This window comes from Coprococcus intestinihominis (genome assembly GCF_040096555.1).
Lineage (GTDB): Bacteria > Bacillota > Clostridia > Lachnospirales > Lachnospiraceae > Coprococcus_A > Coprococcus_A intestinihominis.
Genome location: NZ_JBBMEK010000138.1, coordinates 1 through 8,478 on the forward strand (window position 1 = coordinate 1; position 8,478 = coordinate 8,478).

9 protein-coding genes are annotated in these 8,478 nt (G+C 45.1%); all 9 read left to right on the plus strand.

Annotation, left to right across the window (positions count from 1 at the left end; all coding sequences use genetic code 11):
• The coding region (locus WMO25_RS10975; RefSeq protein WP_349085358.1) for a YitT family protein at window positions 1-230 on the plus strand (230 nt) is incomplete at its 5' end.
• 122 nt (window positions 231-352) lie between these two features.
• Window positions 353-1,537: an ABC transporter substrate-binding protein gene (locus WMO25_RS10980; protein ID WP_349085359.1), complete on the plus strand. Its 1,185-nt coding sequence runs from the start codon at window positions 353-355 to the stop codon at window positions 1,535-1,537.
• A gap of 340 nt (window positions 1,538-1,877) precedes the next feature.
• Complete coding sequence (locus WMO25_RS10985; protein WP_117541144.1) at window positions 1,878-2,753, plus strand: branched-chain amino acid ABC transporter permease; 876 nt, start codon at window positions 1,878-1,880, stop codon at window positions 2,751-2,753.
• Window positions 2,754-2,762: 9 nt separating this feature from the next.
• The gene (locus WMO25_RS10990) at window positions 2,763-3,830 is read left to right on the plus strand and encodes a branched-chain amino acid ABC transporter permease (RefSeq protein ID WP_349085363.1); all 1,068 of its coding nucleotides are present in this window, start codon (window positions 2,763-2,765) and stop codon (window positions 3,828-3,830) included.
• Window positions 3,830-4,588 carry an ABC transporter ATP-binding protein gene (locus WMO25_RS10995; protein WP_117541146.1) on the plus strand — a complete coding sequence of 253 codons (759 nt, stop codon included), beginning with the start codon at window positions 3,830-3,832 and terminating at the stop codon, window positions 4,586-4,588. Before WMO25_RS10990 ends, WMO25_RS10995 begins: the two co-directional genes overlap by 1 nt.
• A 13-nt stretch (window positions 4,589-4,601) precedes the next feature.
• A complete protein-coding gene (locus WMO25_RS11000; protein WP_253058174.1) occupies window positions 4,602-5,312 on the plus strand; it encodes an ATP-binding cassette domain-containing protein in 711 nt (236 codons plus the stop codon).
• Between the two features lie 24 nt (window positions 5,313-5,336).
• Window positions 5,337-5,966, plus strand: coding sequence for a cytidylate kinase-like family protein (locus WMO25_RS11005; RefSeq protein WP_117528228.1), 630 nt, complete (start codon window positions 5,337-5,339; stop codon window positions 5,964-5,966).
• A 122-nt stretch (window positions 5,967-6,088) separates the two neighbouring features.
• Window positions 6,089-6,217 carry a hypothetical protein gene (locus tag WMO25_RS11010; protein WP_349085360.1) on the plus strand — a complete coding sequence of 43 codons (129 nt, stop codon included), beginning with the start codon at window positions 6,089-6,091 and terminating at the stop codon, window positions 6,215-6,217.
• Between the two features lie 103 nt (window positions 6,218-6,320).
• Entirely contained in the window at window positions 6,321-8,342 is a 2,022-nt protein-coding gene (locus WMO25_RS11015) for a M28 family peptidase (RefSeq protein WP_349085361.1), read from the plus strand.
• Window positions 8,343-8,478: the final 136 nt, after the last annotated feature.

The following is an 8,478-nucleotide window of genomic DNA, read 5'->3' on the forward strand; positions in this document are numbered from 1 at the left end:
ATGAAATCGCAGCACAGATCATGGATGAACTGGAACGCGGCGTTACCTTGCTGAAAGGCCAGGGAGCCTATACCGGTACGGCCAGGGATGTGCTGATGTGTGCAGTACGCAAGCAGCAGTTTGCCAGAGTCCGGGCGATCATTTACGAAAAAGACCCGAATGCTTTTGTGATTGTCAGTGAAACAAGTGAAGTTTTGGGCGAGGGATTCAAACAAGTGTCCGGCTTATAAAGACAAATGTTTATTTGTCTTTAACACAATGACAAAGTGAAGAGATATGACAGGAAACTGTTGACAAATGAAAGTCATAATAATAAAATTGAACGTAAAGCATGAGAGAAGGAGGATTTAAAATGAAAAAGTTAGTTAGTTTCATGTTAGTTGCTGCTATGGTAGTGGCAACATTAACAGGCTGCGGCAGTTCAGATAATGCAAAGTCAACTGAGGCAGCTGGCGAATCAAGTGCCGCTGCAGGCACAACATTTAAGATTGGTGGTATCGGCCCTGTGACAGGCGGTGCTGCTCTGTACGGTCTGGCAGTACAGCGTGGTGCTCAGATTGCTGTTGACGAGGTCAACGCAGCAGGCGGTATCAATGGTACTCAGATTGAGTTCAATTTCCAGGATGATGAAGCAGATGCTGAGAAGTCAGTTAACGCTTACAACTCCCTGAAAGACTGGGGTATGCAGATGCTGATGGGTACAGTTACAAGTACACCATGTGTTTCTGTAGCTGCTAAGACAGCAGAAGACAATATGTTCCAGTTAACACCATCCGGTTCATCCGTAGAATGTGTACAGAACGACAACGCATTCCGTGTATGTTTCTCTGACCCAGACCAGGGTAAGAAATCCGCACAGTACATCGGCGAACACAAACTGGCTACAAAGGTAGCAGTTATCTATGATAGCTCTGATACTTATTCAACAGGTATCTATGAATCTTTTAAGAGCGAAGCAGCTAATCAGGGTATCAAAGTTGTAGCAGAAGGTGCATTCAATGCTGATAACAAGACAGACTTCTCTGTTCCTCTTCAGCAGGCACAGGCAGCTGGTGCAGAACTTGTTTTCCTGCCAATCTACTATACAGAAGCTTCTCTGATCATTACACAGGCTAACAAAATGGGCTATGCACCACAGTTCTTTGGTTGTGACGGTCTTGACGGTCTGATCGGTGTTGAAAACTTCGACCAGTCTCTGGCAGAAGGCGTTATGCTTCTGACACCATTCGCAGCAGATGCTCAGGATGATCTGACACAGAAATTTGTTTCTGCATACAAGGAACAATACGGCGAAACACCTATCCAGTTCGCAGCAGATGCATATGATGCTATCTATGCAATCAAGCTTGCAGCTGAGAAAGAGAATGTGACACCTGATATGAGTGTTTCTGATATCTGCGAAGCTATGAAGAAGGGCATGACAGAGATCTCTCTTGAAGGTCTGACAGGTACAATCACATGGACAGCATCCGGTGAACCTGATAAGGAACCTAAGGCTGTTAAGATTGAAAACGGTGCTTACACAGCCATGGAATAATCGGTGTGTCTGACGCGATTGTACAATCGATTTAGATTTTACTAAAAGATAAAGGGGACAGGATTTTCCTGAGCGGGAATTGAAGTGGATTCCTGAAGGAAGATCTGTCCTCTTTTTTATCAGGTACATGGAGAATCACCGGACAGGCCGGACGGTCGGACTGGATACAGAACTGCGTTGGCAAGACATCATAGCATGGCTATAACTTCTGATTAGAGCTGATATCAGCAATAGTTATAACCTGCATTTATGAGGCGGAAGTCAAAAGGGTGAATTCAGATTTTTTATGTGCTATACTTTTTGATAAGTATCTAAAAAAATACAACAGAGAGGTGTTATTATGCAATTTATTTCTTATTTGATTAATGGCATCAGTCTGGGAAGTGTTTATGCGATTATTGCCCTGGGGTATACAATGGTATACGGCATTGCTAAGATGCTGAATTTTGCCCACGGTGATATCATCATGGTCGGCAGCTATGTGGTTTACATTGCTGTCAGCTCTCTTGGACTGAATCCGATTCTTTCGGTGGTTATATCAGCCATTGCCTGCCTTGTTCTGGGTGTTGTTATTGAGAAGGTGGCCTACAAGCCTCTGCGACATGCATCCAAATTAGCCGTATTGATTACTGCCATCGGTGTCAGCTATTTTCTTCAGAACGTAGCACTGCTGATATTTGGTGCCAATACGAAGTCATTTACATCCGTTGTACCGGCGGTTTCTCTGAAACTGGGATCTCTGACAATCACAGCTGAGACAATTGTTACCATTTTAGCCTGTGTGATTATCATGATCTGTCTGACTTTATTTATCAATAAGACAAAGGCCGGACATGCCATGCAGGCGGTATCTGAGGATCAGGATGCGGCACAGCTTATGGGAATCAATGTCAATGCGACAATTTCCCTGACATTTGCTATTGGTTCAGCACTGGCTGCCGTTGCCGGTGTGCTCCTTTGTTCCGCATATCCGTCCTTGACACCTTATACAGGTGCCATGCCGGGTATCAAAGCCTTCGTTGCCGCTGTATTCGGCGGTATCGGCTCTATTCCGGGTGCGCTGATCGGCGGTATCCTTCTTGGTGTGATCGAGATCCTTTCCAAAGCCTATATTTCTTCGCAGCTGTCAGATGCCATTGTATTCGGTGTCCTGATCGTTGTTCTGGTTGTGAAGCCGACAGGTATCCTTGGTAAGGTAATACAGGAGAAGGTGTAGGTGACAGTGATGAAGAAGAAATTGAACAAAACAACAAAGAGCAATCTGATTACATATGCAATGGTGGTCATTGTCTATATTATTGTACAGCTGCTTGTTTCAGGCGGAGCCGTTTCCAGTCTGATGAAAGGTCTGCTTGTGCCATTATGTGTTTATTCCATTCTGGCTGTTTCACTGAACTTAACAGTCGGTATTCTCGGTGAGCTGAGCCTTGGTCATGCAGGTTTCATGTGTATAGGTGCTTTTACAAGTGCGACATTCTCAAAGCTTACCAATGGTGTGATCCAGCCTGCAGGGTTCAGATTTTTCCTGGCAATTCTTGTGGGTGCGGTATTTGCAGGTATCTTTGGTCTTTTGATCGGTATTCCTGTTCTGAGGTTGAAAGGCGATTACCTGGCCATCGTTACACTGGCTTTTGGTGAGATCATTAAGAACATTGTCAATGTTATTTATCTTGGCCGTGACAGTCATGGTATTCACTTTTCTATCAAAGATGCTGCCTCCCTTGGAATGGATGCGGACGGTGAGATGATCATCAAAGGCCCTCAGGGTATCACGGGTACACCGACGGATTCCACATTTACCATCGGTATTGTCCTGATTCTTGTGACATTATTCATTGTTTTGAATCTGGTTCATTCCAGATCCGGACGTGCGATTATGGCGATTCGTGATAACCGTATTGCAGCAGAATCTGTTGGTATTAATATCACAAAGTATAAGTTGATGGCATTTTCCATCTCAGCTGCACTGGCAGGCGTGGCAGGTGTGCTTTATGCCCACAATCTGTCCACGCTGACAGCTCTGCCGAAGAACTTTGGCTACAACATGTCTATCATGATTCTTGTATTTGTTGTTCTCGGTGGTATCGGCAATATCCGTGGTTCCATTATCGCTGCAGTTCTGCTGACAATGCTGCCTGAATTTTTACGAGGTCTGAACGACTTCCGTATGCTGATTTATGCTATTGTACTGATTGCGACAATGATTATTACGAACAATGAGAAGATCATGAATACAATCCGTCGTTTCCTGCCGAAGAAGCAGGCACAGCCGGTAAAGGAGGAGACGAAATAATGGCAATGCTTGAAGTGAAGAACTTAGGAATATCCTTTGGCGGTCTGCGTGCGGTAGATGGTCTGGATATGACGATCGAAAAAGGTGAGCTGTACGGACTGATCGGCCCAAATGGCGCCGGCAAGACCACCGCTTTCAATATGCTGACAGGTGTCTACAAACCGACAGACGGCGTGATCAAGCTGGATGGTGAAGACATCACAGGCAAGAGTACCATTGAGATCAATAAGGCAGGTATCGCCCGTACATTCCAGAATATACGTCTTTTCTCGGAATTATCTGTTCTGGACAATGTCAAAGTCGGCCTGCACAATCATTACAAATATTCTACAATCGCAGGTATCTTAAGACTGCCTGCTTACCGTAAGGCAGAGAAGGAAATGGATGCGAAAGCCATGGAGCTTCTGAAGGTGTTTAATCTTCAGGATGAATGGGATTACAAAGCATCCAATCTTCCATATGGTAAACAGCGTAAGCTGGAGATTGCCCGTGCCCTTGCAACGGAACCGAAGCTTCTGCTTCTGGATGAACCGGCAGCCGGCATGAACCCGAATGAAACAGGAGAACTGATGGATACCATCCAGTTCGTATGCAAGAACTTTGATATGACGGTTCTTCTGATTGAACATGATATGAAACTTGTATCCGGTATATGCCAGAAGCTGACGGTATTGAACTTCGGTCAGGTACTGGCTCAGGGCAAGACAAGTGATGTTTTAAATGACCCGAAGGTTATCAAGGCCTATCTGGGAGAATAAGGAGAGTAGTATCATGTCAATGTTAAAAGTCACAGATTTACAGGTATATTACGGTGTGATCCAGGCGTTGAAAGGCATCTCCTTTGAAGTTAATGAAGGAGAAGTTATCGCGTTGATCGGTGCCAATGGCGCCGGCAAGACAACCATCCTGCATACCGTTACCGGCCTGATCAATCAGAAAGCCGGCAAGATAGAATTTGAAGGCAAGGATATTTCCCATACACCGGCCTATAAGATTGTAGCAGAGGGCATGGCTCATGTGCCGGAAGGCAGAAGGGTCTTTGCAGAACTCTCTGTTTATGATAATCTAATGATGGGAGCCTATACACGCAAAGATAAGAAAGAAATCGCAGAGACACTGGCAATGGTTTACAAGCGTTTCCCACGTCTTGAGGAACGTAAGAAACAGATGGCCGGTACATTGAGCGGCGGTGAGCAGCAGATGCTGGCTATGGGCCGAGCGCTGATGTCCAAGCCGAAGATCATCCTGATGGATGAGCCTTCCATGGGTCTTTCTCCGATTTTCGTTAATGAGATTTTCGATATCATCAAGGCTGTCAGTGCCAGCGGTACAACCGTTCTTTTGGTAGAACAGAATGCCAAGAAGGCACTGTCCATTGCTGACAGAGCTTACGTCCTTGAGACAGGCAATATTATCCTTGAAGGCGATGCAAAGGTATTGATGAATGATGAGAGAGTCAAGAAAGCTTATTTAGGCGAATAGAGGCATCTCTGAAGGAGGGGTTTTATGGGCAGCAACAGAATCATTACAATTGCAAGACAGTACGGCAGCGGCGGTAAGACCGTTGGTCAGATGCTGGCCAAAGATCTGGGCATCGACTGTTACGACCGTGAGATTTTGCGTATGGCTTCTGATGACAGTGGTCTGAATCTGCAGATGTTCGGCAATCCGGATGAACGCCGCAGAAACACATTTCTGACCCGGGCCATCAAGAAAGTCTACAAAGGTGAAGTGATTCCGCCGGATAGTGATGATTTTGCATCATCTGACAATCTTTTCAACTATCAGGCAAAGATTCTGAAAGAACTTGCAGAACAGGAATCTTATGTTGTCATCGGGCGATGTGCGGATTTCATTCTGAGAGACAATCCGAATGTTGTCAGCGTATTCATCCATGCACCATTTGATTACTGCGTAGACCGCGGTCTTGAGAAACAGAGTATGACAAGGGCGCAGATGGAGAAATACATCCAGAAGACAGACAAACAGAAGGGTGATTACTACATGTATCACACAGGCCAACACTGGTCCGATGCACGTAACTATGATCTCTGTCTGGACAGCAGCAAGCTGGGGTTTGAGGGATGTGTAGAGGCGATCAAGGCTTATATGGCGGTTCGCTTTAAAGAGCAATAATAAAAAACGGGCTGCGAAGCCTATTTAGTACTAGAAAAGCAACACTATGAACGATTTATTTATGAATTCGTTCATAGTATTGCTTTTTTCTTATGATTCTGAAAAGAAAAATATACAATGCCTTGGTAAGGAGAGATGCAGCATTTCTGAAGGAGTTGGCAGCAGATTGGTATCCGGATGGCTTATTACATGATTATGTATGGAATAAAATTAAAGTGGAAGTAGATGATGACGAAGATGATGAATACTAAAAAGAGTTTATGTATACTATGGTTGCTACTGGCATATTACCTATGATATTATAATTAACAAGAATATTAATTTATTGATTGACGAGCGGAAAGAAGGCATAAAATGGCAACAGAGCAGCAGTACATCGCATCATTAGATATAGAAGCATCCTACAATCTGGCCAAGCAGATGGAGGCCTACCGCACGAATCCTGTTCTCGGCTACCGACCGGCGGGCTCAAAGGCAGAGTTTGAGACCGGGGAGATGCTGAAGTCTTATATGGAAGATTTGGGACTATCCAATGTCCGCAAGGATGAGATTAAAGTGGACGGTTGGGAGTTTGAGAAGGCGGTTTTAGCCTATGCAGATGCAGCAGGCGAGAGACAGGAAGTTCAACTGGGTGCTTATCAGACGGATTTTGTGACAAAAGGCGCAGAAACATTTCAGGTTGTTTACGTGGGTAAAGGCGGCGAGAAAGATTATGCCGATAAGGATGTGACAGGAAAGATTGTGCTGGCGGAGATCAACCAGAGAGATGAATGGTGGATTAATTTTCCGGTGTATCAGGCCCATGAGAAAGGGGCAAAAGCGCTGATCGCTGTTCAGATCGGCGGATATGGACAGGTAGACGAGAAGGCTTTGAATGCCCAAGATATAGCGGGACCTCCGGAGGCAGCAGCTTTTTCTATGTCCTTTGAAGATTCTGAGAAATTGAAGACATGCCTGGATGAAAAAGGTGAGATTACCGTCACTCTGGATGCCAGCAGCCGGGTCATGCGGGATGTTTCTACTTATAATATTCTCGGGGAGATTCCGGGCAGACGATCGGATCGAATGATTCTTCTGTCGGCTCATTACGATTCCTATTTCAGCGGTTTTCAGGATGACAACACGGCGGTGGCTATGATGCTTGGCATAGCCCGGGCTTTCATTAAAATGGGCTATCAGCCGGAGAATACATGGGTATTCTGCGCCATGGCTGCGGAAGAATGGGGCATTGCCGATTCCAAGTACGACTGGTCAACCGGCGCTTATGCGGAGGTGTTTAATGTCCATCCGGAATGGGCGGGCAAAGTGATCGGTGATTTCAATTTTGAATTGCCGGCACTTTCCAACGGCAATCTGGATGGTATTCGCTGTACATATGAATACAAAGACTTTTTTGAAGATACATTAAAGACACTGCCGGCACTTTCACCGGCCTATCCGGAAGGTGTTCTTGTATCGGCACCGATTGAAACCTGGTCGGATGATTTTTCCGTGGCTATCAGCGGCATTCCGTCCATGGTCAATGAATTCAGTGCAGGTTCATTTATGACTACACACTATCACTCGCAGTATGACAGTGATGCATATTATAATGAAGCGGCTTATCGATTCCATCATGAACTTTACGGTCTGCTTTTGATACATTTGGACAGACAGTCTGTGGCACCGCTGAATTTTGCGGAAGTTTTTGAGCAGGCATCTGCCAGCCTGGATGTGCTGATGTGTCAGAAATCCGGCAGCAGGGTTACTGCACTTTTGAATCTTCTGGGTCAGACAGAAGAGGTGGCAGAAGAAGTTTATGACCGTATTTATGATATCAATGAGGCTGGAGTGGATTCTGAACAATGCCGCGAGGCTGAGAATATTCTGCTGAAAATATTCAAGATGGCTCAGGACAAATATGTTCGTCTCACATGGGAAGATGCGGTTGTGTTTCCGCAGGAGGCGGCTCAGAATAATCTGCGGTATCTGAAAAAAGCCATTCGCGCTTTGAAGCGTAAGACACCGGATGCCGAGGCAGCTTTTGAAGCTTTATATGAGATTGATAATAATGCCTATGCTTTCCAGTTTTCAAAACAGGTCTATGAGCGGTTTACAGATTATGTTCTTGACCAGAATTCAGACCGTCTTCAGTGGGGACGGGGACGCATTGTACATCATGAGAATCTCTATGATTTGGTGGCACAATTAATGGATAAATATCATCAGGGAGCGACAGATTTTGCAAATGAAATTGCAGAGCTTGAAAAGGTTGCAAAACGGCAGAAAGCCTTCCTTAGAGATGATATCGAATACATGCTGCAGTCCACAGAGAAAATGTTGCTATTGCTTCAGGCAGCCAATGAACGGCTGAAAAATATACAGGAGAAAAATTAATTATTATGGAAAGTGAAAGACTATATCAGGTGCAGAAAGAGGACCTGCCGAAACTGGAGAATTTGCTTACGCAGTGTTTTAGGGAGGACCCGCTTTATCATAGCCTGATTCCAAATAAAGACGTCAGGGAAAGGCT